The sequence below is a fragment of the Variovorax sp. YR566 genome, from assembly GCF_051992195.1.
Classification (GTDB): Bacteria; Pseudomonadota; Gammaproteobacteria; order Burkholderiales; family Burkholderiaceae_C; genus Variovorax.
The window spans coordinates 7,201,504-7,228,212 of the sequence record NZ_CP197092.1; the positions used below are offsets into that span (position 1 = coordinate 7,201,504).

A 26,709-nucleotide genomic window follows, 5' to 3' on the forward strand; every position below is an offset into this window, starting at 1 on the left:
CTCAAAGGTTGATCAGAGGCCGATCAGGCCGCCGTCGTCCTTCGTGATGACCACGGTCGCCGAACGCGGGCGGGCGGTGCCGCCTTGCGGCCAGTGGCTGAGGAACTTCGTCGGATCGCTGATGTTGGCCTTGGCCGTGTTCTCGCCCGGGTGCTGGATGTTCACGAACAGCGCACGGCCGTCGCCCGATTCGGCGATGCCGGTGATTTCGCAATCAACCGGGCCAACGAGGAAGCGGCGCAGGCCGTCGGTGCCCGGGGCCTTGCCGACGAAGGTGGCCTGCGTGGCGGTGGTGCCGCCATCGACGTTGGTGATGGTCTTCGCGGCACCATCGCCGACCTTGCCCGGCAGGGCGCCGAGCAGCATGCAGTTGGTCACGTCGGTGTACTTGCCGTCGTCGGTCTCGATCCACAGCAGGCCCGGCGCGGCCTGACTGAACCACATGCCGTCAGGGCTGGAGAAGTCGTTGTCAGCGCCAAGGGCGGACAGGTTCACGTCGGCCGACGCGGTCGAGCGCGCGCCGAACAGGTACACGTCCCACTTGAAGGTGACTGCAGCGGGGTCGCCACCGGCATCCGCGAAACGGATGATGTGGCCGTTCGGGTTGCCCTTCTGATCGACGCCGTTCTTCGGGTCGTTGTACGAACGCGGGTTGGCCGCGTCGGTGCCAGTGACCGGACGTGCCGAGTTGTTGGTGAGGGTGAGGTACACCTCGCCGTTCTTCGGGTTGACGGCCGTCCATTCCGGGCGGTCCATCTTCGTGGCGCCAGCCGCATCGGCTGCGTGGCGTACGTTGATCACGACATCGGCCGCATCGGCGAATGCATAGCCGGCGTAGCCCGAGGTGATGTTGTTGACACCGAGCTTCAGTTCGAGCCAGTCGCCCGTGCCGTCGGCCTTGAATTTGGCGACGTAGAGCTTGCCGTCGTCCATGTACTTGTCGCCGGCCGCAATGCCGCCGCCGATGTTGGCCGCGTCCCAGTTCTTGGTGGACACGAACTTGTAGAGGTACTCGTTCTGCGAGTCGTCGCCCATGTACCAGACCAGCGGCTTGCCGACCACGACCGGGCCGAGGCAGGCGCCTTCATGGCCGAAGCGGCCGAGCGCGGTGCGCTTCTTCGGCGTGCTGGTGGGAGCGAACGGGTCGATCTCGACGACCCAGCCGTATGTGTTGGAGCCGTTGCGGTAGTCGTCGACGGCAGTCGCGCCGATGACCTCGGTATTCCAGCGGCCATACAGGTTGTCGGCAGTGTCGGGCGTGACGGTGGCCCAGAGCTCGCGGCCGGCGCTGGCCACGCCATAGCGGGTGAAGCTTGCGATTTCCTTCGCGGTGCGCTGGGGGTCGTCGTTGGCCTTGATGCGGCGGAAGTAGCCGGCCCAGTTCTCTTCGCAGGTCAGGTACGTGCCCCACGGCGTGGTGCCGTTGGCGCAGTTGTTGAGCGTGCCGCGGGTCTTGCTGCCGTCGGTCGAGTACTTGGTCTTCAGGTAGTCGGTCTTGGCGGCCGGGCCCGAGAAGGTCATCTCGGTCAGCGTGTGGACGCGGCGGTTGAAAGTCGAGTCCTGCTTGTAGCTCCAGGTGCTGCCGCTCTTGTTGACCTCGATCGCGCTCACGCCGTGCAGGTAGAACTCGCGCAGCACTTCGTCGGCGACGGTACGCACGGCGGCATTGCCGGTGCCGGTGATGGTCTGGCCGGCGGGGTGCAGGAACAGCGGCGTGATGGCCTCGTGGTTCATCACGAGCATGCCGCGCGAGGCGTTGGCGGCATCCCACTTGTTCGAGGCATTCATGCCGAAGAAGGTCATGCCGTCGTGGTGGTCGCCGGCGCGGCGGTCGTAGGTGGTGGCGTCGTCGGTGCCGTCGTTCTTGTAGGCAGCGACGCCCGAGGCGATCGGGTCGCCCAGGCGGTACAGCACGCTGGCGGTGTAGCCGGCAGGCACGGTCACGACGTCAGCGAGGCTCTTTGCGACGGCATTGAAGCCGAGCTTCATCGGAGCGGGGGAAGGAGCGGGAGCCGGCGCAGGGGGGGCGGGTGCGGGGGCCGGGGGCAGGACCGGGAAGCTGGTGCCACCGCCGCCACCGCCGCCGCATGCCTGGAGCAGCGCGGTACCGGCAGTGCCGACGCCCAGGCCGAACAGATGGCGGCGGCTCAGGCGCGAGGCGATCAGGTCGGTGAACGAGGGGTTCGACGTGGGGTTGGTGCCGATGTCGTCGAGGTCGACCGAGGGATCGTCGGTGCGGGTATTTGCGGTCATGCGCAATGTCTTTCTTCGTGGGTTGGGGGAGAAACCAGCCCGCGAAGTTAGGCACTTCGTATGACGACTCCGTGAATTGCTCAGGCTCCAGTCAGGTTGAATCAGGCTGTTTTCAGCACCTCTTCATCAACCCTTCAGGCCCGCGCGGCTCAGGGCGCGGGCAGTTGCCGCGGCCACAGCGCCCACAGGCGCAGCGGCTGGTTCATGCTCGCCGCAAGCCTGCCCGCATCGGCGCCGGTGCCCGCGAAGTAGTCGGCGCGCACGGCGCCGAGGATGGCGCTGCCGGTGTCCTGCGCCACCACCAGTTTCTGCAACTGCGCCGCCGGCCCGTTGGACGCAAGCCACACCGGGGTGCCGTACGGGATGCTCTCGCGGTCGACCGCGATGGAGCGGCCGGCCGTGAGCGGCACGCCCTGGGCGCCGCGCGGGCCGAAGGCGGCGTCGACCTCGCTCATCGTCTCTTCGCGGAAGAACACGTAGCGCGGGTTGCTCCACATCAGCTGCGTCACGCGCTGCGGGTTCTGCGCTGCCCAGGCTTTTGTGTCGTCGGGCCACTTGCCGACCTTGCTCACGCCCTGGCTCATCAGCCATTGCTGCACGCTGCGGTAGGGCTGCTCGTTGGTGGCCGAGAAGGCCACGCGCACGGTGTGCTGGTAGCCGTTGGCCTCGGTGATGCGCAGGCGCCCGGAGCCCTGGATGTGCAACATCAGCGCGTCGATGGGGTCGGCCATCCATGCGATCTCGCGGCCGCGCAGCGCGGCCTGGGCTTCGGGCAGGGTCTCGATCTCCTGGCGCGTGTACCAGGGGCGGCGCGGCACCAGGCCGTCGGGGGCCTGGTAGATCGGCACGTTGAAGGCGGCGGTGGGCACGCGCGAGGCTTCGTACACCGGCTCGTAGTAGCTGGTGAGCTTGCCTTCGGTCTGGCCGTTGAGCGCCTCGATGCGATAGGGCTGCAGCCGGTCGGTCATCCACTGGCGCTGCTCTTCGGGGGTGGCAATGGTCAGCTGGCGCACGTCGCGGCACAGCGGCGCGAAGGCGGCGTTGGGGCGCGAGCAATTCGCCAGCAGCGCGATCCAGGCCTCGTGCAGCGGGTCTTCGCCGAAGCCGGGCAGCTCGCCCCACCCGACCGGCACCCAGCGGCTCTTGGGGTGCGCGAGCGAGCCGGTGAGCGGGCCGAGGTCTCGCGGCTGGGTGGCGGGGGGGCGGGTGGGGGCCTCGGGCGCGCGCGGGCCGGTGGAACAGGCCGCGAGCGTTGCTACGATCACAAGCCCGACCAGCCACTGGAGTCCATTTCTCATGGGTTTGATTCTGCTTGAAGCCCTCGCCGCTGGACTCGTGTTCATCTTGATCATCTGGTGGACCATGTTTTCCGGCCGCAACAAGGGTGAATTGCATGACGACGACGAGCCTGAAGCAGGCCGCGACGCCACCGATCGAAACCCGCCGCCGGAAACGTGAATTGCTTGTGCAGTCCCGCGCCGCGCCGCCATGTCGGACAACTACCCCATCGCTATTACTTTAGTAGCAATCATCGTAGCATTCATGCGCTATGGCGAAACTTTTCTTATTTTCTGTGGGGCTTTGAGCCCGTACCATCGCGTACGCCCGGAAGCTAAGCTGTGGCCCGCCTGATTCAACCTAGAAAGGGATCGCCATGAAAAAGTTTGTACTCGCCACCACTGCCACAGCGCTCATCCTGTCCGGCTGCGCCGGCGGCATGACCGACACGCAGCGCAACACCGGCATCGGCGCCGGTATCGGCGCGCTCGGCGGCGCCGCCATCGGCTCGGCCACGGGCGGCAACCGCGGCGCCATCGGTACGGGTGCGGTGCTCGGCGCGGCAGCCGGCGCGCTCGGCGGCTACCTGTGGTCGCAGCGCATGGAAAACCAGAAGCGCCAGATGGAAGCCGCCACGCAGGGCACCGGCATCGCCGTGACGCAGACGCCGAACAACGAGCTGAAGCTGCAGATCCCGAGCGACGTGTCCTTCGACGTGGGCCGCGCCAACATCAAGTCGAACTTCGCGCCGGTGCTCGACCAGTTCGCGAACGGCCTGCGCAACAACCCGAACGCCGAGGTGCGCATCATCGGCCACACCGACAGCACCGGCTCCGACGCCATCAACAACCCGCTGTCGGTCGAGCGTGCCACCAGCACCCGCGACTACCTCGTGGCGCGCGGCGTGAACGCGGCGGCCTTCCGCATCGAGGGCCGCGGCTCGCACGAACCGATTGCCGACAACAACAGCGATGCCGGCCGTGCGCAGAACCGCCGAGTCGAAATCTACGTGGGCGAGCGCGCGCCGCAGGGCTGAGCGTTCACCACCCCGGGAAACCGGCCGCGCTGAAAGGCCGGTTCCCACCACTACCGTTCCATTGGTCCATAGAGAGGGAAATTCATGAGGAAGTTTGTTGTTGCTAGTGCGGCTGCGGCCGCTTTGCTTTTTATTGCGGGCTGCGCTTCGCAGTCGCCGCCGCCGGCAGCCGCCGCTCCGGCTGCTGCACCGGCTGCGCCAGCCAACAGCTGGACGGCCCGCCTGGCCGCACTGAAGACCGACCTCGAAGCCTCGACCAAGGGCACGGGCGCGGTGATCGAACAGACCGCCGACAACCAGTTGCACGTGGTGATTCCGAACGAGCTGTCGTTCGACACCGGCCGCGCCAACGTCAAGCGCAACCTGGCTCAGGTACTCGACAAGGTCGCCGACGGCCTGAAGAACGCCACCGCCGCCAGCGTGCGCGTGGTCGGCCACACCGACAACACGGGCAGCGAAGAAGGCAACGAACGCCTCTCGGTGAGCCGCGCTGACAGCGTGCGCAACCACCTGGTGGGCCGCGGCGTGTCGACCACGGCCATCACCACCGACGGCCGCGGCTCGCGCGAGCCTCTGGCCGACAACGGCACGGCAGCAGGCCGCGCCCAGAACCGCCGCGTCGAGATCTTCGTCGCGGAAAAGGCCTGATCTTCTAGAGATCCCGAAGTCGGTTGGCCAATTCGACGGCCGACTTCACTTCCATCTTGTCGAACACGCGCGCGCGGTGCACTTCCACCGTGCGCACGCTGATCGCAAGCTGGTCGGCGATGAGCTTGTTGGGCAGGCCCTCGACCACCAGCCGCATCACGTCGCGCTCGCGGTCGGTCAGCTCGCCGATGCGCTCGGCCAGCCCGCGCCGCACGCGCTGCACTTCCAGCGCCTGAAGCGACGCATTCAACGCATGCTCGATCCGGTCGACCAGCGCGTTGTCCGAGAACGGCTTCTCGCAGAAATCGAAAGCACCGCGCTTGACCGCGTCGACGGCCGTCGGCACGTCGGCGTGGCCCGTCAGGAAGATCACCGGCATCGAGGGCAGCAGGCCGCGCTCGGCCAGCCGGTCGAACAGCACCAGTCCGCTGGTGCCGGGCATGCGCACGTCGAGCAACAGGCACAGCGGCTGTTCGGGCAACGGGCCCTGGTCGAGAAACTGCTCGAAGGCCTCGGCGCTTGCGAAGTGCTCGCTGGCCAGGCGCCGCGAGCGCAGCAGCCAGGCCAGCGCCTCGCGCACGCTGGCGTCGTCGTCCACGATAAAGATCAAGCCATCGATCAGCGGTTGCATGCGGTGAGATCCAGCAGAAGATTGTTTGATTGATTGAAACGCCGTCAGCCCGCGGCCGGCAGCGTGAATCTGAACACGGTGCCGCGCGGCTTGTTCGGCTCGAACACCAGCGCCCCGCCATGTTGCTCCACCACCGTGCGGCACAGGCTGAGGCCAAGCCCCATGCCATCGGCGCGCGTGGTGAAAAAGGGCGTGAAGAGCCGCTCGGCAACTTCCTCGCTGATGCCGCTGCCCAGGTCGGCCACCGAGAACTCGAGCCAGCGCCGCCCGTCTTCCTGCACCGCGGCGCCCACCGCGTTGGCGCGCGCCACGCGCAGCCGCAGCACGCGGCTGCCGACATTGTCGGGGCCGTCCATGGCCTGCATCGCATTGCGCGCGAGGTTCAGCAGCACCTGCTCGACCAGCGTGCGGTCGCACATGGCCGCGGGCAGGCGGTCTTCCAGCACCACCTCGATGATCACGCCGAGCTTGCGCGCCTGCAGCCGCACCAGCGGCAGCACCGCATCGATCAGCGCCTGCGGCGCCACGGCCTCGCGCGTGCGGTCACGCCGGCGCACGAAGTCGTGCACGCTGCGAATGACCTGGCCCGCGCGGTCGGCCTGCTCGGCAATGCGCCTCACCGCCATCGCCACTTCGCCCTGGTCGCCCTTGGCATGCGGCCCGAGCAGGTTGAGCGAACCACTCGCGTAGCTGGCGATGGCGGCCAGCGGCTGCGTGAGCTCGTGGCTCAGCAGCGAGGCCATCTCGCCCACCGTTGCAAGCCGCGCGCTCGCCTGCAGGCGCTCCTGGCTGGCACGCGAAAGCTCTTCGATGCGGCGCTGCTCGCTCACATCGATGAACGCGCTCATCCAGCCGGTCTGCACCTTGTGCGCGTTGATCAGCGGCGCCTCGAAGATCAGCACCGGAAAGCGCGTGCCGTCCTTGCGCATGAAGACCGACTCGAAGCCTTCGCGCGGCGGCATGCCGCCCGCAAGGCGCCGCGCCTGCCGCTGCTGGTATTCGTGCGCCAGCTCGGTGGGCCAGTAGGGCGCATCGGCGTTGTCGGCCATGAGCTCCTCGGGGCTAAAGCCGACCATCTCGCAGAAGGCCGGGTTCACGTAGGTGATGCGGCCCTGCAGGTCGCGCGCACGCAGGCCGGTGATGACCGAGTCTTCCATCGCCTTGCGGAAGGCGAGCGCATCGGCCAGGTCGCGCTCGGCGCGCAGGCGGCGGCGCGTGTCGCGCGCAAGCAGCACCAGCACCGACACCAGCGCGATGGAGATCGCCGTGACCAGCGCCGTGAGCATGTTCGGGAACAGGTCGGGCGCGGCGCGCCAGCCGTCGACACGCAGCATCAACGCAGTGCCCGGCAGGTCGATGAGCTGCTGCGAGGTGAACACGCGCGTGCCGGTGCGCCGCGAGGTGCCGAGCGCTACCAGCCGCGTGCCGTCGGCCTCGGTGAAGGCCACTTCCTGGCCGCGCGTGAGCGTGGGGCCGACCAGTTCGATCAGCGCGTCGCGCAGCGAGTAGCTGGCCACGAGATAGCCCCCGGCATCGATGGGCACGCACAGCTCCATCACCTCGATGCCGCCGCCGCCGGCAATCGGCACGTAGTGGCTCGGCGAATAGGCCGGCGCGCCGAGCTTGCGCGCGGCGGCGCAGGCCAGCGTCACGTCGGACTGCTCGGCCCCGCGGCTCTCCTCGTCGAGGATGCGCATGCGATAGGGCGTGTTGACGGCCTGCTGCGGGCGCAGCGCGGCGTCGCGCCATTCGAGCCGCAGCCATTCGCGATGCTCGCGCAGCAGCGCGGCCGCCACCTCGGACCATTGCGCGCGGTCGACGCCCGGAGCCTGCGTGGCGCGCAGGCTCTGCGCATTGCGCTGGAAGCCGCTGCGCAGGTCGGAGACCGCATCGGCGGTGTCGCGGTCGAGCGCCGCCTGCACCTGCTCGACCTCATGCCGCCCCGCGAGCCACACCACCGTGACCAGCAGCACCGACACCAGCACCGCCAGCAGCAGCCACAAGAACCAGCGCTGCCACAGCGAGCGCAGCCGCGCGTACGCCAGCAGCGCCCACCGCTGCGGTGCGACGGTCAGCAGCGCATCGGACATCGCTAGAGAACGCAGTGCGAGAGCACGGGCAGTTGCGTTCGCGTGCGCTCGACCTGTGCGGCATCGATATCGAACAGCACCACGCCCTCTTCGCTGGCCTGCTGCGCCACCACCGTGCCCCAGGGGTCGATCACCAGCGACTGGCCCCAGGTGTGACGGCCGTTCTCGTGCGTGCCGCCCTGCGCGGGCGCAACCACCCAGGCCAGGTTCTCGATGGCGCGGGCGCGCAGCAGCACTTCCCAGTGCGCGGCGCCGGTGGTGCGTGTGAAGGCACTGGGCACCAGCAGCAGGTCGGCGCCCTGTTTGGCGAGCGCGCGGTACAGCTCGGGAAAGCGCAGGTCGTAGCACACGCTCATGCCCACGCGCCAGCTGTGGCCGTCTCGCGAGGGCAGGTCGAACACCACGGGCTCCTTGCCCGGCGCGATGACGCGGCGCTCGTCGTAGCGCTCGGTGCCGTTGTCGAAGAAAAAGAGATGGATCTTGTCGTAGCGCGCCACGCACCGGCCTTCGGGCGAGAAGGCCAGCGAGCTGTTGAACACGTGCTCGGCGTCGGTGCTCTCGATGGGCAGCGTGCCGCCGACGATCCACAGGCCGAACTCGCGCGCCGCGTCGGCCAGGAAGCCCTGCACCGCACCCGCGCCGGCGGTCTCGCGCAGGCCGAGCTTGTCGGTGTCTCGCGCGCCCATCATGCAGAAGTACTCGGGCAGCACGGCCAGTTCGGCACCGGCCGCAGCAGCCTGCGCGAGCAGGTCGTGGGCGCGCGCCAGATTGGCTTCGCGGGCGATGGCCGACACCATCTGGATGGCTGCGACTTTCATTGCGTGATCTCCGTTTTCTTGCCTTCGTCTGCCGTCGACGAGCCCGGCAGGCCGGGGATGTTCGGAATGCTCTGTGGCAACAGCTGCAGGGTGCGCGGCACCTTCGCTATTTTGGGGTCGGCCCAGGTGCCCTCGACGTGGAACTCCTGCGTGGCGGCCGCCGCGAGCGGCTTGCTCAGCACCCATTGAGCCAGGAATGTGCCCAGGCCGATGGCCGGGTTGATGGCGGTGGCCACGAGCGCGGCCGTGCCCGCGTTGATCTCGGGCACCACCACCACGCGCAGGTTCTGCGTCTCGCGCACGATGTCGGCCGAGCCGTCCATCAGCGCTGCGGCGTTGACGCCCTTCATCTGCAGGTTGTTGGTGCTGGCGATGCCCTTGTTGATCTTCGCGTCGCCGCGGATGAAGTCGAAGGCGAAGCCCTGGCTGAAGACGTCGCGGAAGTCGAGCGTGAGCCGCCTCGGCAGCGCCTGCAGGCTCAGCACGCCGAGCAGCTTGGCCAGGCCCGGGTCGGCCTTGAGGAACTGGCCCTGCTCCACGTCGACCTGCAGCTGCCCGCCCAGGCTCGGGTAGTCGAGCGAGAACGGCGAGCCGCGCCAGTTGACGTCGCCTTCGAGCCGCCCGCGGCCGCGCGCCAGCACGCCCGGCATGCCGAAGCGCGTGAGCAGCTCGCCGGCATCGGCGATGTCGAGCTTGAAGGTCATGGCGGTGCGGCGCTGGCCGGCCGCGGCGCCGGGCACCGCGGCCCAGCTGCCCTTGGCCGCGAAGCTGGCCTCGGGCATGGTGAAGACCAGCTTGTTGAGCGCCCATTCGCGGCCCGCGCCGCCGCGGTTGACGGCGTCGATCTCGGCGCGACCGAGGCGCTTGCCGAGCAGCTCGAAGTCGTCGATCACGATGTCCAGGGCCGGCAGGGTGCCGGGCTGCTCGTCGAGCAGGGCCTCGACCTGCGTGGCCTCGGCCGGCGCGATCTTCAGCCGCGCGAGCCGCGCGTAGAGGCGCCCGGCCTGCGTGTGGCGGTATTCGGCATAGCCGCTGAGTTCGGTGGCGTCGATGTTGGCGCGCCAGACGGCGCCCTCGCGCGTGCCGCCGAGCACCACGTTGTGCAGCGTGCGGCCCGCGATGCCGAGCTGCTGCGCGCGCACCGCGATGCGCGTGGGCAGGTAGGCCTGCGACGGATCGTCGGCCCGCTCCGCGGCCTCGGTGCCGGTGCTGGCGGCCTCGCCGATCAGCGCCTGCCATGCGGCCATGTCGAGCTTGGCGACGTTGACGTTCGCAAACACGCCCTTGTCGGGCAGGCTGGCCGTCTCGCCCTGCGCGAGGCCGACGCCGATGCTGCCGCGCTGCACGCGTGCCTCGTTGCCGACGAGATCGCGCACGTACTGGATGGCGCCGACGCGGCCGAGGTCGAGCGAGAGCTGGTCCTGCGTGGCAACGCTCGTGCCCTGGCGGGTTTCGCGCGCGAGCACCTTCTTCTCGATGCGCAGCGGCATCTGCTCTTCGGCCGTCTTCACGAGCGGCAGCGGCAGTTGCAGCGCCAGGCCCTGCAGGCTGCTCGTGAGCGAGAACTCGGGTGTGCCGTCGCGCACCGAGAAGGTGGCCGCGTAGGGCGTGCTGCCGGTCGAGTTCTTCGCGAGGCGAGCGAGCCAGTCGATCTCGCGCGCGCCGCGCAGGCCCTCGGCGGTGGCCGTGCCCTGCGCCTTCAGGGCGACTTCGCGGTTGGGGCCGCTGAAGCGGCCCTTGCCCTCGACACGGATGTCGCCGCCCAGCAGCCTGGCCTGCACGCCGGCCAGCGAGAAGCCGGTTTCGGTGAAGCTGACCGTGCCCTTGGCCTGCGTGAACGAAGGCGCCTCGGGCACGACCTGCAGTTCGTTGTCGGCCAGCATGACCGAGGCCTGCACCTTGGCGTTCTCCATGGCCGCAAGGGGCAGTTCGAGGTGCAGCTTGTAGTCGGCCGAGCCGGTGGCGCGCGCGGTGCGCATGATCTCGCCGGTTTCGCCGGCCAGCGGCGCCCCCGCGCGCAGCACCTCGCCGAGCGGGCCCTTGGCCTGTACATCGACGCGCAGCACTTGCGCGTGGTGCGACAGCTCGGGGATCTGCGCTTCGCCCTTGGTCACCTCCACGCCGGTGGCGCCGACCAGGCGACCGCGCGCGTTGCGCACCAGCATGCCGTCGCGCTCGAACACCAGCTCACCCGAAAGGCCGGTGAGCGGGGGCCACACCGGGGCGGGCACGCCGTTGCGCGACGGCGCCGCGATGGACGGCGGCGCGTAGGCGTAGTTGACGTCCGCCACCTTGGCCGCGATGCGGAAGTCGCCCTGCTTCGGGTCCTTGAACGGCATGTCGTGCAGGTCGCCGCGCACGCGGAAGTCGACGCTGCTGGCAACGCCCTTGGTGACGGCTTCGCGCACGTAGTCGCGCGTGTGCTGGGGAATGTCGAGCGGCAGGTAGCGGAACACGCGCGTGCCGTCGGCGCGGGTCAGCTTGCCCTGCAGGTCGAGCACGCCGGGAAAGCGGGCCTTGCTGCTCGATGTGGCCGGGTCGCTGGTGCGCCAGCTGGCCTGGGCGTCGCCCTCGGCGTCGGCGTTGGCGAAGCTCAGCTTCGACATCTGCAGCTGCGCGTTGCCGTTGTCGAGCTTCCATTGCAGTTGCGTCGAGAGCCGGTCGATGGGAATGACCGGCTCCTCGAACACGCCCGGGAATTCGAGCGTGCCCTTTGCAATGGCGAGCGTGGCGGTGCCGCCGGTGTGGGTGGCGTCGAAGTCGATCGTGGCGCCGCTCAGGCCGGGGGTGCCGGCATGGACCCTGGGCGGGGTGGCCGCAGCGGTGGTCGCCGACGGTGCCGAGGCCGCCGCCGCTGCGGGCGGGCCCGCAGCCTCATCCGCCGCGCCGGGCTGCGAGGCGATGCGCAGGCCGCTGACGCGGCCCTTGGCCTGGTAGCGGCTGGGCGCGCCCAGCGAGCCCTGCCAGTTCAGGTCGACGTGCTCGACGAGGCCGCGCGGCGCATAGGCGTCGAGCACGCGGTGCGTGGCGTCGCCCAGCGGCAGCCGGTCGGCGATGAGGGCGAGCGCGGCCAGGTCGAGGCGGTCGGCGCGCAGCGCGCCGTGCTCGGGCGTGCGGCCCCTGTTCGGCGCGTGCTGCAGCCACAGGTTGCCACCGGGCCAGCGCAGGCCGTCGCTGGTGTCGAACTGCAGCGCGGTGGTCGAGAACTCGAGCGTTTCCTCGGAGAGCCGCCCCGCGAGACGACCGGTGACGGCGTTCAGCACCAGCGGCGGCAGGCCCTTGTCGAGCGAGACGTCGACCTTGTCGAGCCCCAGGTCGACCGCGCCGCCGACGACCTGGCCGTCGTCGACGTCGGCCCACAGGCGCAGCGCGCCGTTGCCCTGGCGAATGCGGGCGTCGAGCGAGACGTACTGGCCGAGCCGCGTGACGTCGATGTAGGGCAGGTCGGCATAGAGCTGGCCGTCCCAGGTCTGCCAGTGACCGCTGCGCATCGACAGCAGCGGCTGGCGGAACTGGCCGCGAAGGGTGAAGCGCTGGCCCCAGCCGGCCGGCGGCGTGGCGTCGAGCCGCAGGCCATGGCGCCGGGCGCTGTTGCGCGCGACGAAACGCACGTCGGTCAGCAGCAGGGGTTCGGCCTGGCGCTGTTCGTCGGTCCAGCGCACGGTGCCGCCTTCGATGACCAGCTCGCGCTGGGCGAAAAACCAGTCGGCACCGCGGGTCTCTCCGGTCGTATCGGTCGCCATGTGCAATCCAGCCACATGGAGTTTTCCCTGAGTGTCGCGGCGCACGTCGAGCTCCGGGCCCTCTACGTAGAGCTGCTCGAAATTGAGCCGCCAGAGCGAGCGCGGCGACACGCTGGCCACCACGCGCACGAGGCGCAGCGCCTCTCGCTTGTCTGCATCCTGCAGCACCACGTCGCGCAGTTCGAAGGCCGGGAAAAGCCCTTCGGAGCGGGCGGTGATCGATCCGATGCGTACCGGCACGCCGATGGCCTTGCTAGCCTGTGCCTCCAGTGCGCCGCGAAAATCGCCGATTCGCGGCACAATCCACGCGTGTAGGACAACGACTGACAGCGCCAGCAGAAGCCATGCAGCGATCAACAGACCCAGCAGCCAGCGCGCCGTCACAGCGGTGATTTTGAGCAGACGTGAAGGGGTAGACGCCGTGTCGTTCATTGAGGATCGCGCTGTGTCGGGAATTATGACCGCCAGCATTCAGAGGGGTTCCACGGAAACCAGCATCAGTGTGAACCAGTTGCCAGCCACTTCAACGCGCAGCGCGCTCTCTTCTTACTCACGCTTCGTGCAGCGCCTGCGTCGCAGGTATGCGGCCGAGCTTTCATTGCTTCCCCCTGGTGCGCCGCGGCGCGAGTCGATGACGGTGGCTTACGAGGCATTGCGCCAACGTGGGGACAGCGTTGGCGATGCACTGCGAATTGTGCGGCAGCTTGTGATGGAGCGGCTTGTAACGCTTGATTGTGACGAGCAGGCGCCGCTGGCCGTGGTGACCACCGCCGTCACCGAGCTGGCCGAACTGGCACTCGATATTGCGTGCCAGGACGCATGCCACGAACTCGACGCAGTGCACGGCGCCCCGCTCGGGCCCGAGGGCCAGCGCGCGCAGCTGTGGATCGTCGGCATGGGCAAGCTCGGCGCGCGCGAGCTCAACGTGTCGAGCGACATCGACCTGATCTATCTCTACGACGTGGACGGCGAGACCAGGGGCGACGCCGACGGGCGCGGCCGGCTGGCCAACCAGGAGTACTTTGCGCGCGCCGTGAAGCGCATCTATGCGCTGGTGGGCGACACCACCGAGCACGGCTTCGTGTTCCGCGTCGACCTGGCTCTGCGGCCCAACGGCAACTCGGGCCCGAGCGTGGTCTCGCTCGATGCGCTCGAAGAGTATTTCCAGGTGCAGGGCCGCGAATGGGAGCGCTTCGCCTGGATGAAGAGCCGGGTGGTGGCTCCGCGCGACATCGTGCTCGCGGGCCAGGCCCAGGGGTTGCGCGGCGCGGTGCTCCCTTTTGTGTTCCGTCGCTATCTCGACTACAGCGTGTTCGATTCGCTGCGCGTGCTGCACCGGCAGATCCGCGAGCAGTCGGCGCGCCGCAGCGCCGGGCGGCCCGAGCGCGCGAACGACGTGAAGCTGTCGCGCGGCGGCATCCGCGAGATCGAGTTCACCGTGCAGCTGCTGCAGGTGGTGCGCGGCGGCCAGTTTCCCGAGCTGCGCACGCGGCCCACGCTCGATGCGCTGCAGCGCCTGGCGCGCGCCAACCTCATGCCGCAGGAAACGGCCGATGCGCTGGCCGCGGCCTATGAGTTTTTGCGCCGCGTGGAGCACCGTATTCAATACCTCGACGACCAGCAGACCCATGTGCTGCCGGTGTCCGACGACGATCTGCGCTGGATCGCCCAGACCCTGGGCTATCCCGAGTGCTGCCCTTTCCTGGCGCAGCTCGACACGCACCGCGAGTTCGTCGCGCAGGAGTTCGACAAGCTGCTCGGCGGCGAGAAGCCCTGCAACGGCAAGTGCAGCGGCAAGAAGACCGCCGCGCCCGCCGACCTGGCCGACCTGCTCGACGACCTGCCCCCGGTGTTTGCCGAGCGCATCCGCGACTGGTGCGAGCAGCCCCGCGTGCTGGCCCTGCGCGAAGAAACGCGTGGGCGGCTGCGCCAGCTGGTGCAGCGCACCGGCCAGTGGCTCAAGGAGCCCGATGGCGATGGCGCCGGGCAGACGCCGCGCCACGTCGATGCCGCGATGCGCTGGGCCGACTGGATCGAGCCGCTGATGCGCCGCGAGAGTTATCTCGCGCTGCTGGTCGAACGGCCGGCCGTGCAGGAGCGCCTGCTGCGCCTGCTGGGCGCGGCCAAGTGGCCGGCACGCTACCTGATGCAGCACCCGGGCGTGATCGACGAACTGGCGAGCGACGAAATGCTGTCGGGCCGCTTCGTCGCCGCCGAGTTCGAGCGCGAGCTCGAAGCGCGCCACGCATCGCTCACCCGCACCGGGGAAGCCGACGAGGAGCGCCTGCTGAACCTGCTGCGCCACGCGCACCACGCCGAGGTGTTCCGCACTCTGGCACGCGACGTGGACGGCCGCATCACCGTCGAGCAGGTGGCCGACGACCTGAGCGCACTGGCCGACACCACGCTGCGCGTGACCGCCCGCTGGTGCTGGCCGCACGTGCGCAACCGGCACCGCGAGGTGCCGCAGTTCGCGATCATCGGCTACGGCAAGTTGGGAGGAAAAGAGTTGGGCTACGGCAGCGACCTCGACATCGTGTTCGTCTACGACGATGACGACGAGCGCGCCGGCGAGGTCTATGCAGCCTACGTGCGCAAGCTCATCAACTGGCTCACGGTGAAGACGCGCGAGGGCGACCTGTTCGAGATCGACACCGCCCTGCGGCCCAACGGCAACTCGGGCCTGCTCACCACCAGCTTCGAGGCCTACGAGAAATACCAGCTCGGCCGCGGCAGCAACACCGCGTGGACCTGGGAGCACCAGGCCATGACGCGCGCTCGCTTCGTGCTCGGCAGCGAAGACCACGGCGCCGAACTGGGCGCGCGCTTCGACCAGGTGCGCGAGGCCGTGCTCGTGTCGCCGCGCGACCGCGAGGCGCTGAAGGCCGAGATCATCGCCATGCGCGAGAAGCTGCGCGGCGCGCGGCCGGTGAAAGCCGACCGCTTCGACGTGAAGCACAGCCCCGGCGGCATGGTTGATGCCGAGTTCGCGGTGCAGTTTCTGGTGCTGTCGTCGTCGGGCGAGCATCCCGAGCTGATTCCGAACGTGGGCAACATCGCGCTGCTGCTGCGCGCCGAACTGGCGGGGCTGCTGCCCGAAGGCGTGGGCCGCAGCGCGGCGCGGGCTTATCGCGAGCTGCGCCGTGTGCAGCATCGCGCGCGCCTGAACGAAGAACCGACGCAGGTCACCCCGCCCGCACTGGCCCCTGAGCGCGAGGCCATGCTGGCGCTGTGGAAGGCGGTATTTGGCTGACGGCGCTCGCTCCTCCGCCGCCACCGCGCTGGCTGCGTGCGCGGTGGCTGTCGCCGTCCTTCTGGCCGGTTGTGCGAGCGGTCCGCGCAGCGGGAGCGGCGTAGCCAGCGGCCGCGACGGGCCGGGCACCAACATTCCGCCGGACCTCGCCAACGTGCCCGATGCCGAACCTCGCATCGAGCCCATCCGCACCAGCGGCGGCACCAGCAAGCCGTACACGGTGCTGGGTCGCGGCTATGCGCCGCTCACCGACGATCGGCCGTTCCGCGAGTCGGGACTGGCCTCTTGGTATGGCCGCAAGTTCCACGCGGCGTCGACCTCCAGCGGCGAGCCCTACGACATGTACGCCATGACGGCCGCGCACAAGACACTGCCGCTGCCGAGCTACGTGCGCGTGCGCAACCCGGCCAACGGGCGCGAGGTGATCGTGCGCGTGAACGACCGCGGCCCGTTCGTGGACGGCCGCGTCATCGACCTGAGCTACACGGCCGCGCTCAAGCTCGACCTGCTACGCGGCGTCGCGCCGGTGGAGATCGAGCGGATCACGAACGAAGATATCCGCACGGGCGCATGGCGGCGGGATTCGGGGACGGCGTATGCGGCAGCTGAAGCGCCTGCTCCCGTGCGCGCAGCTCCGGTGCGTGTGGCGAGCGCGCAGCAGGTGCGGGTGCCGGCCGAATGGGTGGCGCCAGTCGCGACGGTGAATGACGACATGCCGCCACCGGCATCGACGATGCCCGTCGCGCCGCAGACACCGATGGCTGCGGCGCTGCCGCCAGGGGCCGAGCCGGAATCGGCACAGTCGCCGCCTTCCATTCCGCCGACCCGGCAGGCCATCGTGGTGAGCGACCTGGCCCCACTGCAGGCAATGCCCGCGTCACCGCCGCCTGTCGGCGCGGCGCAGCCCCTGGCGTTGCCGGGCTTCTGGGTGCAACTCGGCGCCTTTCGCGAACGCGACGGTGCACAGAGCCTGCTGAACCAGGCCGCGCGCGGGCTGCCTTCGCTGGCGCCGCAGCTGCATGTGTTCAGCGAAGCCGGCACGCACCGGCTGCAGGCCGGGCCTTTCGCCTCGCGCAATGCGGCCGGCGAAGCGGTCGCGCAGTTGCGCGAGAGCCTGCGCATCTCGCCGATGGTGGTGGAGCGCAGGTAAGCCCGTTCAGGCCAGCGGCTTGACCGCGACCGGCACGCGCATGCCGACGTTGAGGCGGTTCCAGGTGTTGATCTGCGCGATTGCCACGGTGAGTTCTGCAATTTCCACGTCGCTGAAATTGGCCTTCAGCGCGGCGAATTCTGCTTCGCGTTCGTCATGGTCGTCGGCCAGGCGCGTGAGCGATTCGGCCCAGGCCAGAGCGGCGCGTTCGCGCTCGTTGAAGAAGCTCACCTCGCGCCAGGTGGGCAGGCTGTTGATGCGCTGCCACTCCTCGCCCTGCTTGCGCAGGTCGCGCACGTGCATGTCGAGGCAATAGGCGCAACCGTTGATCTGCGAGACGCGGGCGAAGACGAAGTCGACCAGTGTCTTGCCGAGCGTGCTCGACTCGATGGTGGTGTTGACGGCGAGGATGGCCTCGAAGGACTTCGGGACGAGCTTGAACCAGTTCAGGCGTGCGGTGGTGTTCATGGGTTTCTCCAGGTGGGTTGCGATGAAATCTGCTTGCTACCCACTGAAGACGGGCGAGCCATGCGCCCTGTGACACGCCGCGCGAACTATTTCGAAGAAAAGAGCTGCGCAATGCGCGCCAGCTTGTCGGGGTTGCGCTGCGCGCGGATGCGCACGATGCGGTCGTTCTCGATTTCGAAGGTCTGGGCCGATTCGAGTTCGCCGTCGAGAAAACGCAGCATGCCCGGCTCGCCGTTGATGTCGACCATTTCCATGCGCACCGCCGGCCCCATGCGGCGCCACAGCGAGTAGTACAGCTGCGCCAGGCGCTGGCTGCCGCGCAGGATCTTGCTGAAGGTCTGCACCTTGCCTCCGCCGTCGCCGATGAGTTCGACGTCCTCGGCCATCAACGCCTTCAGGTCCTGCAGGCTGCCGCGCGCGGCGGCGTCGGCGAAGGCGCGCAACAGGCGCTCGTGGGTTTCGCGCGGCACGGTGAAGCGCGGACGCCCTTCCTGCACCTGGACCTTGGCGCGGTGCACGAGCTGGCGGCAGGCGGCCTCGCTCTTGCCGAGGGTGCGGGCGACTTCTTCGTAGTCGGCGTCGAACACCTCGCGCAGCAGGAAGGCGGCGCGGGCTTCGGGGGCGAGGCGCTCCAGCACGGCGAGGAAGGCAACGGAGATGTTGTCGGCGTGCTCGAGCAGTTGCTCGGGCGTGTCGGGCGCCTCGGTCAGCATGGGCTCGGGCATCCAGGCGCCGATGTAGTGCTCGCGCTGGACCTTGGCGGCGCGCAGCCGGTCGATCGACAGGCGCGTGACCACGGTCACGAGCCAGGCTTCGGCGCTGTCGAAGGTGTCCTTGGCGGCTTCATGCCAGCGCAGCCAGGCGTCCTGCACGACCTCTTCGGCCTCGGCCATGGAGCCGAGCATGCGGTAAGCGATGCCCTGCAGGCGAGGGCGGTGGCGGTCGAAGGTGAGGGTGGCGTCGTCCATGGGAGCTAGACGGCTGGCGTCCCCGGTTTGTGACACGGGTCCTTCAAGAAAAACGCCCCGGCGTGCGGGGCGTTTTTCTTCATGCGCCCTGGTATTCGGGCTTGGGGCCCAGGGTGGCCGCCAGCTCCTTGCGGTAGCGGTTCAGTTCCTGGACCGTCTTGAAGCTGCGGTTCATCAGCAGGCTGAGGTTGTGCAGGATGCGCTCGCCAACCTTGGTTTCCCAGACGGCATCGAACTTGATCTGCTTGTCGAGCCAGTGCTCGAGCCAGTCCGGGTCGGGCATGCGGCTCTGGATGGTGTCGCGCGGGAAGTGCGCCTTGCTGACGTGCAGGTTGGTCGGGTGCAGGGCCTGCGCCGTGCGCCGCGCGCTGGCCATCAGGACGCCGACCTTGGTGAACGCGGCACGGGCCTCGTCGCCGAACTTTTCCATCGCGCGCTTCATGTAGCGCAAGTAGGCGCCGCCGTGGCGGGCTTCGTCCTGGCTCAGCGTGGTGTAGATGTGCTTGATGACCGGCTCGGTGTGCCACTGGGCGGCACGGCGGTACCAGTGGTTGAGGCGGATTTCGCCGCAGAAATGCAGCATGAGGGTTTCGAGCGGCGGGGCCGGGTCGAAGTCGAAGCGCACTTCGTGCAGTTCTTCTTCGGTGGGGGCGTGCTTGGGGCTGAAGCGCTTCAGGTACTCCATGAGCACCAGCGAGTGCTTCTGCTCTTCGAAGAACCAGATCGACATGAAAGCGGAAAAATCGCTATCGTGGCGGTTGTCGCGCAGGAACATCTCGGTGGCCGGCAACGCCGCCCACTCGGTGATGGCATTCATCTTGATGGTTTGCGCCTGCTCTTCCGACAGCAAGGAAGCGTCGAACGACTGCCAGGGAATGTCCTTGTCCATGTCCCAGCGGACGGATTCGAGTTGTCTGAAGAGTTCCGGATAGAGCATCAATGTCTTTCTATGGCCGCCGATTTTAGTCGGCCAGTTTGGCGCGACCATGACAGACGCGCGATGATGCGAATACGTGCGCCGTTGCGGCACGGATGCACACCCCCCTTTTTGACCCAGGAGCCCGCCATGCGAACCCTCTTCCGATTGTCGACGCTCTGGCGCTGCACCCCCGCGATTTCCCTCGTGGCGAGCCTCTTTTCGCCCCTTCCCGCCCACGCCCAGACGGCGTCCGCCGCGCCCGCTCCAGCAGAGGCCGCAGGATGCCCGGCGATCCTGCAACACACCTTCCCGCGGCTGCAGGATGAAAAACCCCAGTCTTTGTGCCAGTACTCCGGCAAGGTGGTTCTGGTGGTCAATACGGCCAGCTTCTGCGGATTCACTCCGCAATACAAGGGACTGGAGTCGCTGGACATGAAATACCGCTCGCGCGGGCTCGTGGTGCTGGGTTTCCCGTCCAACGATTTCTCCCAGGAATCGGGCTCCAACAAGGAAATTGCCGACTTCTGCGAAAGCACCTTCGGCGTGAAATTCCCGATGTTCGCCAAGTCGTCGGTGCGCGGCACCGAGGCGAATCCGCTGTTCAAGCAGCTCGCGCAGGCCTCCGGCACCACGCCGAAGTGGAACTTCTACAAGTACCTGATCGGGCGCGACGGCAAGGTCGTGCAGGCGTGGTCGAGCATGACGGCGCCCGATGAAAACGGCTTTGTGAACGTCATCGAGAAGCAACTCGGGTCAAATTGAGACTGAGCAGTTCACAAGAAAACGAATCGGTAATATTATTTACCGATGCGTCTAAATCATCATGAACTCGGCGTCACAAACGTTTACCAAACGCGCGGGAACCGTGCCGCGGATGTCGCGCTCCTAACTTGCGTGGGCAGTGATTGCCCAGCAGGTTTCATGTTGCGAGGTCTTCCGGGCGCCTGCCGTCTGGTCGAAATCCCGAGGCGATTCTTCTCCTCCTCCCTCCCTCCCTCCTTCGCGTCGGGGCGCCTCGCAGCATTTTTGTCTTCCAGCCGGGCTGGGGTTTCGCGATGACGCGGCCCCCTCGCATCGCCGTCATCGGCGCCGGCATCGCAGGATTGGCCGCAGCGCATTCGCTGCGCGAGGCGGCCGCCGTCACCCTCTATGAAGCCAGTGACTACTTCGGTGGCCACGCCCATACGGCAACGATCGAGCTTCCACGCTCCTCCGCCGACACCACCCGGGTCGCCCATGGCGTCGACACCGGTTTCCTGGTCTACAACGACCGCACCTACCCGAACCTGATCCGTCTTTTCGCCGAGCTCGGCGTCGAGACGGCTGCTTCCGACATGTCGTTCTCGGTCCAGGCCGCACGCGACAACAGCGGCGGCCGGCTGGAGTGGAGCGGCAACAGCCTCGGCACCGTGTTCGCGCAGCGGCGCAACCTGTTCGATGGCCGCTTCCTGGGAATGCTGGGCGACCTGCTGCGCTTCAACCGCCTGACCACGCACATCGCCGAGGCCGGCACCGAGGGCGAAATGGCCCAGCCGCTGGGCGAATTCCTCGACGCCCACCGCTTCGGCGCGGCGTTTCGCGAGTGGTACTTCCTGCCCATGATGGGCTGCATCTGGAGCTGCTCGACCACGCGGATGCTGGCGTTTCCGGTCGCGACCATGATCCGCTTCTGCCACAACCACGGCCTGATCCAGATCGCCAACCGGCCGCAGTGGCGCACCGTGCGTGGCGGCTCGCGCCACTACGTCGAGAAGATCGTCACCGGCCTGCCCGACAAGCGACTGAACACCCCCGTGCGCGGCATCGCCCGCGACGACGCCGGGGTGCTGGTGACCACCGCAGCTGGCACCGAACGCTTCGACCACGTCGTGCTGGCCACGCACTCCGACCAGTCGCTCGCCATGCTGGGCGACGCAAGCCCCGCCGAGGCCGCGGTGCTGGACGCGATCCGCTACCAGCCGAATCACGCCGTGCTCCACACCGATGCCGCAGTGCTGCCGCAGCGCCGCGCGGCCTGGGCCGCCTGGAACTACGAGCGCGCCGACGACGAACGAGCCGGCGAGCGCGAATCGGGCCGCGTCTGCCTGCACTACCTGCTGAACAAGCTGCAGCCGTTGCCCTGGGAACAACCGGTCGTCGTTTCGTTGAATCCGGTGCGCGCAATCCAGCGTAGTCAGGTCATGGCCGAATACGACTACGACCACCCGGTGCTCGACCTCGCCGCGATCCGCGCGCAGGCCGAGGTGCCCGCCCTTCAAGGCCAGCGCAACACGTGGTTCGCGGGCGCGTGGATGGGCTACGGCTTCCACGAAGACGGCCTGAAGGCCGGCCTGGCCGTGGCCGAGGGCCTGCGCGCGCGGCTGTCCTCTGGCAACGACGCGATCGCGAGGCGCGCAGCATGACACCGACGCAGGCCGCGCCGCTGATGGGCTTCGGCGAAGTCCGCCACACACGCCTGCGCCCGGCGCGCAACGCCTTCGTCTATCCGACCTACTTCCTGATGCTGCCGATGCGCGCCCTGCGCGAGCACGGCAGCAAAGCCGTGGCGCTCAACCGCGCGGCCGCCATCTCTTTTCACGACGTCGATCACGGCGACGGCCGGCTGCCCGCACAAGGCGGCGCGCTGGCCTGGCTCGACGACCTGCTGGCCGCCCACCAGATCCACGACGCCGGCGGCGAAGCCTGGCTGCACTGCTACCCGCGCGTGTTCGGCTACACCTTCAAGCCGGTGAGCTTCTGGTACTGCCACACGCCCGAAGGCGTGCTGCGGGCGATCGTGGTCGAGGTCAACAACACCTTCGGCGAGCGCCATTGCTACCTGCTGGACCGCCCGGTGTACGGCCAAGAACTCCAGGCGACGAAAGCCTTCCACGTCTCGCCGTTCTGCCGCGTCGACGGCAGCTACCGCTTTCGCTTCTTCCTCGATGCCGGCCGCGCACATACGGTGGTGCGCATCGACCACGACGACACCGACGGCCCGCTGCTGCAGACCAGCGTGAGCGGCGACCTCGGTCCCATGACCGCGGCCAGCGTGCGCCGCGCACTGTGGCGCTACCCGGCCATGACCTTCGGGCTGATCGCGCGCATCCACTGGCAGGCCGCGAAGCTGTGGCTCAAGCGCGTGCCCTTGGTCGCCAGGCCGGCGCCGCCCACGCACTTCGTTTCACGCGACAACCAGCAGCAGCAGGTGAATCCATGACGTCCACAACAACCGCGTCCCGCTTCTCGCTGCCCCAGGGCGCGCCCGCCGCCGCGCGCACCGTACTCGGCCTGCTGCAGCGGCTGGCCCATGGCTCGCTCACCGTGCGCCTGCCCGACGACTCGGTGCGGCACTTCGGCGCCACGCCGGGCAGCGGCCCCACGGCCTCGCTCACGCTGCGCAACTGGAATGCCTGCAAGGCCGCGCTCAAGTCGGGCGACATCGGCTTTGCCGAGAGCTACATCGCCGGCGACTGGACCACGCCCAACCTGACCGAGCTGATCAAGGTGTTCATCGCCAACCGCCGCGCCATCGAGGACGTGGTGTACGGCAGTTGGCCCGGCCGCCTGCTGTATCGCGTGCGGCACCTCATGAACCGCAACAGCAAGGCGGGCAGCTCACGCAACATCCACGCGCACTACGACCTGGGCAATGCGTTCTACAAACTCTGGCTCGACGAGACGATGAACTACTCGTCGGCCTGGTTCGATGGTGACCTGTCCAGGCCGATGCCCGAGGCGCAGCGCGCCAAGGTGCGCCGCGCGCTCGAACTGGCGGCCGTGCAACCCGGCGACCGCGTGCTCGAGATCGGCTGCGGCTGGGGCGCGCTGGCCGAGATGGCGGCGACGGACTTCGGCGCCTCGGTGACGGGCGTGACGCTGTCGACCGAGCAGCTGGCCTACGCCCGCGAGCGCACCGCCGGGCTGGCCACCGACCTGCGCCTGCAGGACTACCGCGACATCGCCGACGCCCCCTTCGACGCGGTGTGCTCCATCGAAATGGTGGAAGCCGTGGGCCGCGCGTACTGGCCGACCTACTTCCAGAGCGTGAGCCGGCTGCTCAAGCCGGGCGGCCGCGCCTGCGTGCAGAGCATCGTGATCGACGATCTGCTGTTCGACCGCTACATCGACTCGACCGACTTCATCCAGCAGTACATCTTCCCGGGCGGCTGCCTGCCGTGCCCGCGCGAGTTCCGCCGCGAGGCCCAGGCCGCAGGGCTGGAGGTGATGGACGAATTCGCCTTCGGCGCCGACTACGCCGAGACGCTGCGCCGCTGGCGCGAGAGCTTCCTCGGGCAGCGCGGCCGCATCCTGCAGCTGGGTTTCGACGAGCGCTTCATGCGCATCTGGGAGTTCTACCTGGCCTACTGCGAGGCCGCGTTCTCGCAGGCGAACATCGACGTGGTGCAGTACACGCTGCGCAAGCGCTGAAAAGAAAAAGGCGCCGCGTGGCGCCTTTCTTCAGGGCTCGCTTCTCAGGGTTTGGTGTCGATGAAGCTGGGCCGCAGCATCAGCTTGTCGAACAGCTTCGCGAGGTTGCCGTGGTCGCCGCGCCAGTCGATTTCGGGGAAGCGCAGGTCCAGCCAGCCCAGCGTGCAGCCCACCGCGATGTCTGAAAGGCTCAGGTGGATGCCGCTGCAGAAGGGCTTGTCGCCCAGGCCCTTGGACATGGCGGCAACGCCGTCCTCGACCTTGGTGCGCTGGCGCTCGATCCAGGCGGCGCTGCGCTCGCCGTCGTTGCGGCCGGCCCAGGTGGCTTCCAGGCGCCAGAGCACGCCGGCGTCCATGACGCCATCGGCCAGCGCTTCCCAGGTCTTGACCTCGGCGCGCTCGCGGCCCTGCTGCGGAATCAGCTTGCCGACCGGCGACAGAGTGTCCAGGTATTCGACGATCACGCGGGAGTCGAACATCGCCTCGCCGCCTTCCATGATCAGGCAGGGAACCTTGCCGAGCGGGTTGGAATTGGAGATCGTGGTGTCGGCAGCCCAGACGTCTTCGATCACGAACTGGTAATCGAGCCGCTTTTCGGCCAGCACCACGCGCACCTTGCGCACATAAGGGCTGGCGGCGGATCCGATCAGTTTCATGAAGGCTCTCTCCCTAGCTTTAATGACGTTTGTTAATAGTCATTTTAGGTGAACGGGAAAACCGGAGCCCCAAATCGACCCCAATGTGTCGGTACCGCCCCACGGACCGCCGGCCGCCTAAAATTCGGGCATGAGCTTTTCCACCGTTTCCGCCCTTTCCCCCCTTGATGGCCGTTACGCGGCCAAACTCGCGGCGTTGCGCCCGCTGATGAGCGAACAGGGCTATATGCACCGGCGCGTGCAAGTCGAGGTGGCGTGGTTCATTGCGCTGTCCGACTGCGGCTTCGCCGAATTCAAGCCCCTGACAGGCGGCGCCCGCAAGTATCTGCTGGGCCTGGTGTCGCACTTTTCCGAGGCCGACGCGCTGGCCATCAAGGAAATCGAGAAAACCACCAACCACGACGTGAAGGCGGTCGAATACTGGATCAAGTCCAAGTTCGAGGCCCGGCCCGAGCTGCTTGCGGCCGCCGAGTTCGTGCACTTCGCCTGCACCAGCGAGGACATCAACAACACCAGCCACGCCTTGCAGATCCAGGCCGCGCGCGACAAGGTGGTGCTGCCGGCCATCGACGGTCTGATCACCAAGCTGCGCGAGATGGCGCACCAGTTCGCCAACGTGTCGATGCTGTCGCGCACGCACGGCCAGACCGCCAGCCCGACCACGGTCGGCAAGGAAATCGCCAACGTGACGGTGCGCCTGTCGAAGGCCCGCGCGCAGATCGCCTCGGTGCAGCTGCTGGGCAAGATGAACGGCGCGGTCGGCAATTACAACGCCCACCTGGCCGCCTGGCCCGAGTTCGACTGGGAAGCCTTCAGCCGCAAGGTCATCGAGACGCCCGCGCCGCTGGGCCTGGGCCTGAGCTTCCAGCCGTACAGCATCCAGATCGAGCCGCACGACTACATGGCCGAGCTGTTCGACGCGGTGGCCCGTGCCAACACGATCCTGATCGACTTCTCGCGCGACATCTGGGGCTACGTGAGCCTGGGCTACTTCAAGCAGCGGCTGAAGAAGGGCGAGATCGGCTCCTCGACGATGCCGCACAAGGTCAACCCGATCGACTTCGAGAACGCCGAAGGCAACCTGGGCCTGGCCAACGCGGTGCTGCGTCACCTGAGCGAGAAGCTGCCCATCAGCCGCTGGCAGCGCGACCTGACCGACAGCACGGTGCTGCGCAACATCGGCGTGGCCTTCGGCTATGCCACTCTGGCCTACGCCAGCCTGGCCACCGGCCTGGGCAAGCTGGAGCTCAACGAGGAAGCGCTGGCCGAAGACCTCGACGCCTCTTGGGAAGTGCTGGCCGAGCCGATCCAGACCGTGATGCGCCGCTTCGGCGTGCAGGGTGCCTACGAGCAGCTGAAAGAAGTGACGCGCGGCAAGACCGTGACGGCCGAGGCGCTGCACGGGCTGATCCGCTCGCTGGAGATTCCGGAAGACGAAAAGGCCCGCCTGCTGGCGATGACGCCGGCCAGCTACGTCGGCAAGGCTGCCGAGCTGGCCAAGCGCATCTGATGGCCCTCAAGTCCACCATCTTCAAGGCCACCCTCGCAGTGGCCGACATCGACCACGGCTACTACGCCGACCATGCGCTGACCCTGGCGCGCCACCCGAGCGAAACCGACGAGCGGATGATGATCCGGCTGGTCGCGCTCGCGCTCAATGCACACCAGCTGCAGGACATCTGCCAGGGCGACGGCACGCTGGCCTTCGGCGCCGGCTTGTCGAACGTCGACGAGCCCGATGTGTGGCTGCGCGACTTCACGGGCGAGGTCAAGATCTGGATCGAGGTCGGCCAGCCGGAAGACAAGCCCATCATCAAGGCCTGCGGCAAGGCGGACGAGGTGATCGTCTATTGCTTCAACCACGCGGCAGAAATCTGGTGGCGCGGCATCGAGAACAAGCTCACGCGGCCGCAGAACCTGAAGGTCTATCGCGTGCCGACGAATGCCTCGCAGGCGCTGGCCGCGCTGGCGCAGCGCAGCATGCAGCTGCAGGCGACCATTCAGGAAAACACGCTGACGCTGGGCGACGGCACGAACAGCATCGACGTCGAGCTGCTCCGCTGGAAGTAGGGCTCGCGCCGGTCAGGCGGCCGGCATCATCTCGCCGCACTGCCAGCACTGCTCGAAGCCGCCTTCGACATGCTCGCCGCACACGCACAGCCAGCTGCGCTGAGGGCGATGCTGCAACTCGTGCAGCAGCCTCTTGGCCAGATCGAACTGGGCCTCGTCGTCGATCCAGATCTCGGGCAGGCACTGGTCGGGCGGCAACTGGCCCATCACTGCACCGAGGAATTCGCGCTGCACGGTAGCGGCCACGCCCTCTTCACGCAGCGCGTGCACCCACACGGTCGCGATCGCGAGGTTGGGGGCTTGCGCGAGGCGGCGCAT

General features: G+C 68.1%; 22 protein-coding genes. 11 read left to right on the top strand and 11 right to left on the bottom strand.

Going from position 1 to position 26,709, the window contains the following annotated elements; all coding sequences use genetic code 11:
- Positions 1 to 12 precede the first annotated feature (12 nt).
- Together ACTG4X_RS33840 and mltA are read right to left on the bottom strand one after the other, a co-directional pair.
- Positions 13 to 2,253, bottom strand: a complete 2,241-nt coding sequence (locus ACTG4X_RS33840) for a PhoX family protein (protein WP_440532982.1) — start codon at positions 2,251 to 2,253, stop codon at positions 13 to 15.
- Between the two features lie 149 nt (positions 2,254 to 2,402).
- On the bottom strand, positions 2,403 to 3,551 hold the full coding sequence (mltA, locus tag ACTG4X_RS33845; RefSeq protein WP_093076243.1) for a murein transglycosylase A: 1,149 nt from the start codon (positions 3,549 to 3,551) through the stop codon (positions 2,403 to 2,405).
- Between mltA and ACTG4X_RS33850 the strand changes: the two genes are divergently transcribed.
- The 3 genes from ACTG4X_RS33850 (at position 3,550) to ACTG4X_RS33860 (ending at position 5,215) form a co-directional block, all read left to right on the top strand.
- Positions 3,550 to 3,711 (top strand): hypothetical protein, encoded by a 162-nt coding sequence (locus ACTG4X_RS33850; RefSeq protein WP_176928796.1) that lies wholly within the window; start codon positions 3,550 to 3,552, stop codon positions 3,709 to 3,711. The genes mltA and ACTG4X_RS33850 overlap by 2 nt on opposite strands.
- Before the next feature lie 196 nt (positions 3,712 to 3,907).
- Entirely contained in the window at positions 3,908 to 4,567 is a 660-nt protein-coding gene (locus tag ACTG4X_RS33855; RefSeq protein WP_093055306.1) for an OmpA family protein, read from the top strand.
- A gap of 84 nt (positions 4,568 to 4,651) precedes the next feature.
- On the top strand, positions 4,652 to 5,215 hold the full coding sequence (locus ACTG4X_RS33860; RefSeq protein WP_093076244.1) for an OmpA family protein: 564 nt from the start codon (positions 4,652 to 4,654) through the stop codon (positions 5,213 to 5,215).
- 4 nt (positions 5,216 to 5,219) lie between these two features.
- On the opposite strand, the gene ACTG4X_RS33865 is transcribed toward ACTG4X_RS33860, so the two are convergent.
- Genes ACTG4X_RS33865 through ACTG4X_RS33880 form a run of 4 tightly spaced genes read right to left on the bottom strand, consistent with a single transcriptional unit; the run spans position 5,220 to position 12,929 of the window.
- Entirely contained in the window at positions 5,220 to 5,846 is a 627-nt protein-coding gene (locus ACTG4X_RS33865; RefSeq protein ID WP_093076246.1) for a response regulator transcription factor, read from the bottom strand.
- Positions 5,847 to 5,890: 44 nt separating this feature from the next.
- Entirely contained in the window at positions 5,891 to 7,936 is a 2,046-nt protein-coding gene (locus ACTG4X_RS33870) for an ATP-binding protein (protein ID WP_093055300.1), read from the bottom strand.
- 2 nt (positions 7,937 to 7,938) lie between these two features.
- Positions 7,939 to 8,754: a carbon-nitrogen hydrolase family protein gene (locus ACTG4X_RS33875; protein ID WP_093174401.1), complete on the bottom strand. Its 816-nt coding sequence runs from the start codon at positions 8,752 to 8,754 to the stop codon at positions 7,939 to 7,941.
- Positions 8,751 to 12,929, bottom strand: coding sequence for a YhdP family protein (locus tag ACTG4X_RS33880; protein ID WP_440532983.1), 4,179 nt, complete (start codon positions 12,927 to 12,929; stop codon positions 8,751 to 8,753). Before ACTG4X_RS33880 ends, ACTG4X_RS33875 begins: the two co-directional genes overlap by 4 nt.
- A gap of 25 nt (positions 12,930 to 12,954) precedes the next feature.
- Here ACTG4X_RS33880 and glnE point away from each other — a divergent pair, with 25 nt between their 5' ends.
- Both glnE and ACTG4X_RS33890 read left to right on the top strand, forming a co-directional pair.
- Positions 12,955 to 15,750 (top strand): bifunctional [glutamate--ammonia ligase]-adenylyl-L-tyrosine phosphorylase/[glutamate--ammonia-ligase] adenylyltransferase, encoded by a 2,796-nt coding sequence (glnE, locus tag ACTG4X_RS33885; RefSeq protein ID WP_440532984.1) that lies wholly within the window; start codon positions 12,955 to 12,957, stop codon positions 15,748 to 15,750.
- Positions 15,743 to 16,900 carry a septal ring lytic transglycosylase RlpA family protein gene (locus tag ACTG4X_RS33890; protein WP_440532985.1) on the top strand — a complete coding sequence of 386 codons (1,158 nt, stop codon included), beginning with the start codon at positions 15,743 to 15,745 and terminating at the stop codon, positions 16,898 to 16,900. The genes glnE and ACTG4X_RS33890 overlap by 8 nt, the downstream gene beginning before the upstream one ends.
- Positions 16,901 to 16,906: 6 nt before the next feature.
- Here the strand turns inward: ACTG4X_RS33890 and ACTG4X_RS33895 are convergent, their stop codons facing one another.
- From ACTG4X_RS33895 to ACTG4X_RS33905, 3 genes are all read right to left on the bottom strand, one after another.
- Positions 16,907 to 17,368, bottom strand: coding sequence for a carboxymuconolactone decarboxylase family protein (locus tag ACTG4X_RS33895; RefSeq protein WP_093055290.1), 462 nt, complete (start codon positions 17,366 to 17,368; stop codon positions 16,907 to 16,909).
- Between the two features lie 86 nt (positions 17,369 to 17,454).
- Complete coding sequence (locus tag ACTG4X_RS33900; protein ID WP_440532986.1) at positions 17,455 to 18,336, bottom strand: RNA polymerase sigma-70 factor; 882 nt, start codon at positions 18,334 to 18,336, stop codon at positions 17,455 to 17,457.
- 79 nt (positions 18,337 to 18,415) lie between these two features.
- The gene (locus ACTG4X_RS33905; protein ID WP_093055286.1) at positions 18,416 to 19,273 is read right to left on the bottom strand and encodes a ferritin; all 858 of its coding nucleotides are present in this window, start codon (positions 19,271 to 19,273) and stop codon (positions 18,416 to 18,418) included.
- A gap of 129 nt (positions 19,274 to 19,402) precedes the next feature.
- Between ACTG4X_RS33905 and ACTG4X_RS33910 the strand changes: the two genes are divergently transcribed.
- The 4 genes from ACTG4X_RS33910 (at position 19,403) to ACTG4X_RS33925 (ending at position 23,665) form a co-directional block, all read left to right on the top strand.
- Positions 19,403 to 20,017, top strand: a complete 615-nt coding sequence (locus ACTG4X_RS33910) for a glutathione peroxidase (protein WP_440532987.1) — start codon at positions 19,403 to 19,405, stop codon at positions 20,015 to 20,017.
- Between the two features lie 293 nt (positions 20,018 to 20,310).
- Positions 20,311 to 21,657: an NAD(P)/FAD-dependent oxidoreductase gene (locus ACTG4X_RS33915; RefSeq protein WP_440532988.1), complete on the top strand. Its 1,347-nt coding sequence runs from the start codon at positions 20,311 to 20,313 to the stop codon at positions 21,655 to 21,657.
- Entirely contained in the window at positions 21,654 to 22,454 is an 801-nt protein-coding gene (locus tag ACTG4X_RS33920) for a DUF1365 domain-containing protein (RefSeq protein WP_440532989.1), read from the top strand. Before ACTG4X_RS33915 ends, ACTG4X_RS33920 begins: the two co-directional genes overlap by 4 nt.
- Entirely contained in the window at positions 22,451 to 23,665 is a 1,215-nt protein-coding gene (locus tag ACTG4X_RS33925) for a class I SAM-dependent methyltransferase (RefSeq protein WP_440532990.1), read from the top strand. The genes ACTG4X_RS33920 and ACTG4X_RS33925 overlap by 4 nt, the downstream gene beginning before the upstream one ends.
- Before the next feature lie 44 nt (positions 23,666 to 23,709).
- Here the strand turns inward: ACTG4X_RS33925 and ACTG4X_RS33930 are convergent, their stop codons facing one another.
- Positions 23,710 to 24,321, bottom strand: coding sequence for a glutathione S-transferase N-terminal domain-containing protein (locus ACTG4X_RS33930; protein ID WP_093174417.1), 612 nt, complete (start codon positions 24,319 to 24,321; stop codon positions 23,710 to 23,712).
- Positions 24,322 to 24,451: 130 nt separating this feature from the next.
- Here ACTG4X_RS33930 and purB point away from each other — a divergent pair, with 130 nt between their 5' ends.
- On the top strand, positions 24,452 to 25,831 hold the full coding sequence (gene purB, locus ACTG4X_RS33935; protein WP_093055273.1) for an adenylosuccinate lyase: 1,380 nt from the start codon (positions 24,452 to 24,454) through the stop codon (positions 25,829 to 25,831).
- Positions 25,831 to 26,391: a YaeQ family protein gene (locus ACTG4X_RS33940; protein ID WP_258352216.1), complete on the top strand. Its 561-nt coding sequence runs from the start codon at positions 25,831 to 25,833 to the stop codon at positions 26,389 to 26,391. The genes purB and ACTG4X_RS33940 overlap by 1 nt, the downstream gene beginning before the upstream one ends.
- A 12-nt stretch (positions 26,392 to 26,403) precedes the next feature.
- Here the strand turns inward: ACTG4X_RS33940 and ACTG4X_RS33945 are convergent, their stop codons facing one another.
- Positions 26,404 to 26,709, bottom strand: coding sequence for a putative signal transducing protein (locus tag ACTG4X_RS33945; protein WP_440532991.1), 306 nt, complete (start codon positions 26,707 to 26,709; stop codon positions 26,404 to 26,406).

What these genes read in the sequence shown, in the direction of transcription:
- ACTG4X_RS33945 (WP_440532991.1), bottom strand. Translation starts at nt 26,709, where the DNA reads ATGCGCCGCCTCGCGCAAGCCCCCAACCTCGCGATCGCGACCGTGTGG.
- ACTG4X_RS33875 (WP_093174401.1), bottom strand. Translation starts at nt 8,754, where the DNA reads ATGAAAGTCGCAGCCATCCAGATGGTGTCGGCCATCGCCCGCGAAGCC.
- ACTG4X_RS33895 (WP_093055290.1), bottom strand. Translation starts at nt 17,368, where the DNA reads ATGAACACCACCGCACGCCTGAACTGGTTCAAGCTCGTCCCGAAGTCC.
- ACTG4X_RS33930 (WP_093174417.1), bottom strand. Translation starts at nt 24,321, where the DNA reads ATGAAACTGATCGGATCCGCCGCCAGCCCTTATGTGCGCAAGGTGCGC.
- ACTG4X_RS33900 (WP_440532986.1), bottom strand. Translation starts at nt 18,336, where the DNA reads ATGGACGACGCCACCCTCACCTTCGACCGCCACCGCCCTCGCCTGCAG.
- ACTG4X_RS33920 (WP_440532989.1), top strand. Translation starts at nt 21,654, where the DNA reads ATGACACCGACGCAGGCCGCGCCGCTGATGGGCTTCGGCGAAGTCCGC.
- ACTG4X_RS33855 (WP_093055306.1), top strand. Translation starts at nt 3,908, where the DNA reads ATGAAAAAGTTTGTACTCGCCACCACTGCCACAGCGCTCATCCTGTCC.
- purB (WP_093055273.1), top strand. Translation starts at nt 24,452, where the DNA reads ATGAGCTTTTCCACCGTTTCCGCCCTTTCCCCCCTTGATGGCCGTTAC.
- ACTG4X_RS33915 (WP_440532988.1), top strand. Translation starts at nt 20,311, where the DNA reads ATGACGCGGCCCCCTCGCATCGCCGTCATCGGCGCCGGCATCGCAGGA.
- ACTG4X_RS33850 (WP_176928796.1), top strand. Translation starts at nt 3,550, where the DNA reads ATGGGTTTGATTCTGCTTGAAGCCCTCGCCGCTGGACTCGTGTTCATC.
- ACTG4X_RS33880 (WP_440532983.1), bottom strand. Translation starts at nt 12,929, where the DNA reads ATGAACGACACGGCGTCTACCCCTTCACGTCTGCTCAAAATCACCGCT.
- ACTG4X_RS33865 (WP_093076246.1), bottom strand. Translation starts at nt 5,846, where the DNA reads ATGCAACCGCTGATCGATGGCTTGATCTTTATCGTGGACGACGACGCC.
- mltA (WP_093076243.1), bottom strand. Translation starts at nt 3,551, where the DNA reads ATGAGAAATGGACTCCAGTGGCTGGTCGGGCTTGTGATCGTAGCAACG.
- ACTG4X_RS33910 (WP_440532987.1), top strand. Translation starts at nt 19,403, where the DNA reads ATGCGAACCCTCTTCCGATTGTCGACGCTCTGGCGCTGCACCCCCGCG.
- ACTG4X_RS33840 (WP_440532982.1), bottom strand. Translation starts at nt 2,253, where the DNA reads ATGACCGCAAATACCCGCACCGACGATCCCTCGGTCGACCTCGACGAC.
- ACTG4X_RS33925 (WP_440532990.1), top strand. Translation starts at nt 22,451, where the DNA reads ATGACGTCCACAACAACCGCGTCCCGCTTCTCGCTGCCCCAGGGCGCG.
- ACTG4X_RS33870 (WP_093055300.1), bottom strand. Translation starts at nt 7,936, where the DNA reads ATGTCCGATGCGCTGCTGACCGTCGCACCGCAGCGGTGGGCGCTGCTG.
- ACTG4X_RS33860 (WP_093076244.1), top strand. Translation starts at nt 4,652, where the DNA reads ATGAGGAAGTTTGTTGTTGCTAGTGCGGCTGCGGCCGCTTTGCTTTTT.
- glnE (WP_440532984.1), top strand. Translation starts at nt 12,955, where the DNA reads ATGACCGCCAGCATTCAGAGGGGTTCCACGGAAACCAGCATCAGTGTG.
- ACTG4X_RS33940 (WP_258352216.1), top strand. Translation starts at nt 25,831, where the DNA reads ATGGCCCTCAAGTCCACCATCTTCAAGGCCACCCTCGCAGTGGCCGAC.
- ACTG4X_RS33905 (WP_093055286.1), bottom strand. Translation starts at nt 19,273, where the DNA reads ATGCTCTATCCGGAACTCTTCAGACAACTCGAATCCGTCCGCTGGGAC.